The organism is Blautia sp. MSK.20.85 (genome assembly GCF_013317245.1).
In the GTDB taxonomy this organism is placed as follows: Bacteria; Bacillota; Clostridia; order Lachnospirales; family Lachnospiraceae; genus Blautia_A.
The window spans coordinates 1-1843 of record NZ_JAAIUN010000070.1; the positions used below are offsets into that span (position 1 = coordinate 1).

Genomic DNA, 1843 nt, shown 5'->3' on the forward strand with positions numbered 1-1843 from the left:
ATGGTCCACATTTTCCATAGGCACATCCGTAACATTCATCTTTTTCCAACTCTTCTTGCTTCATTTCATCGGCAAACATTCCTAACAGTGTTGTATAAATCTTTTTCATTGCAAGGAACTTTTCTTCTGCTTTTTCCATCTTCTCTTTATAAAATGGGATCAGTTCACGAAGAACTGGATGGAAACGTTCATTTTCATCATCCCAGGCACAGGTTTTCATCATACAACGTGGCTGTTTCTCATAATTGCCCAGATAATACGGGCAGAACGTACAGCCTCTTTCTTTAACAATTTCCATCGGAATTACTGGCATCTGACTTTTGATTTCCTTAGTTACATGCTTACTTTCAATTCGCTCTCTCATATTAAAAATCCTCCAAGAATATATATTTGCAAAAGGGACTTCCCCTGAATTGCCTGGTTTTAAGCACAAAAAAAGAGGCAGACTTACGATTTTTGTTTTCGCAAGCCTGCCTCTTATCAATCTAATATTCTATTTTCCAATGACATACCGTATAAACACGTATATCGCTCTAATCACATACACTGGAATCATGATGCTTGCAATCAATGCTCCAATGATGACACTTAATGCAGCCATCCCAAGTGTTGCTGTGGTATCCATTCCTCTCGGAATCAGAATCAACCGCATTTTATGTATTCCAAATGGAAGTCCAGCAATAAATACCCACCAGAACCAATCCGTCTGTCCACTGACCTTCATAATTGTTTTTGTCATCCAAAACCAGAATACCATAAATGCCAGTGGCAGAATCGATTTTTTAATTACATCTTCAATCGTCATCTTTTTTCTCCCTCTGTCTGATTCCTTCCGCCACCTCCCGATTAAGGTTTGCCAATATTTCTCTAACCACAGGAGAATCCAATCGAAAGGTTTCCAGATCTTTCTCCGTAAGCTCCCTTCCGTTCGCATCATATCTTCGTACAATTTTTAAAGCCATACTTTCACTTCCTTCCTGCTGATAATCCTAATGTTTTCAACAAATGTTTAAACTTCTCTCTTTTTATCCGTTTAACACGTATCTTTTCTATCTTTTTCAGATAGACTTGTATTCTCCTTGCCATATCTTCATTGCTCATTCTTTACCCTCTCTTTCTGCCCACGATGCCAGAAGCATAAATATAATTTCTTCCATCTGAGTCTTTGTATATGTATCTGGAAAATATTGTTTCAATTTCTTCGCCGGAATCTGCACCTGAACTTTTTCAGTACTTTCATTCATGCAAATCTGGTCAATTTCTGAATACGTCAACATCCGCTCTTTTGAAATCTGCTTCAATTCCTTTGCCTGCTTCATGGAAGGTACCATATTGTGATTACTCATATACTGAAATAATATCTGCTGCTCTTCAGTTCTCAAATAAGAAAGTTCAACAGCTGTGTTAAAGGGAAGCTTCTTCTCGTCTGCCAATTCTAATAGCTCTGCTACTAACTCTGTCAGATGAATATATCGAAGAATCTGTCTGGAACTATCTCCTGTATTCTGACTGACTTCTTCTGCCGCCAACTTCTTGCCAACTTGGCAAGAAGTTAAATCAGATCGTTTTCCCTGACGCTTTAACGCCTCATATTTCATTTTATAAGCAAATGCCTTTTCGCTGATCAGCAGCTCTTCTCGTTGAATGTTGGAATCTACCATAATCACCGTCGCTTCATCATCTGTAAGATCTTTGATGATAACCGGCATTTTCTCTAGTCCAGCAAGTTCACATGCTCGTTTTCGCCGATGACCAGCTACCAGCTCATAACCACCAGACTCTCTCAACCGCACAATACCAGGAACCAACACGCCATATTGTGTAATGCTTTCTGATAATTCTT

At 38.9% G+C, this 1843-nt stretch carries 5 protein-coding genes; all 5 read right to left on the bottom strand.

Going from position 1 to position 1843, the window contains the following annotated elements; translation table 11 throughout:
• The coding region (locus tag G5B12_RS16855) for a hypothetical protein (RefSeq protein WP_174088926.1) at positions 1-364 on the bottom strand (364 nt) is incomplete at its 3' end.
• Positions 365-493: 129 nt separating this feature from the next.
• Positions 494-805, bottom strand: a complete 312-nt coding sequence (locus G5B12_RS16860) for a DUF6050 family protein (protein ID WP_173718418.1) — start codon at positions 803-805, stop codon at positions 494-496.
• The gene (locus G5B12_RS16865; protein WP_165853758.1) at positions 795-962 is read right to left on the bottom strand and encodes a hypothetical protein; all 168 of its coding nucleotides are present in this window, start codon (positions 960-962) and stop codon (positions 795-797) included. Before G5B12_RS16865 ends, G5B12_RS16860 begins: the two co-directional genes overlap by 11 nt.
• A gap of 4 nt (positions 963-966) precedes the next feature.
• Positions 967-1101 carry a hypothetical protein gene (locus G5B12_RS17870; protein WP_255494039.1) on the bottom strand — a complete coding sequence of 45 codons (135 nt, stop codon included), beginning with the start codon at positions 1099-1101 and terminating at the stop codon, positions 967-969.
• Positions 1098-1843, bottom strand: a 746-nt coding sequence (locus G5B12_RS16870; RefSeq protein ID WP_174088928.1) for a ParB/RepB/Spo0J family partition protein, incomplete at its 5' end; no start/stop codon positions are given. The genes G5B12_RS17870 and G5B12_RS16870, both read right to left, overlap by 4 nt.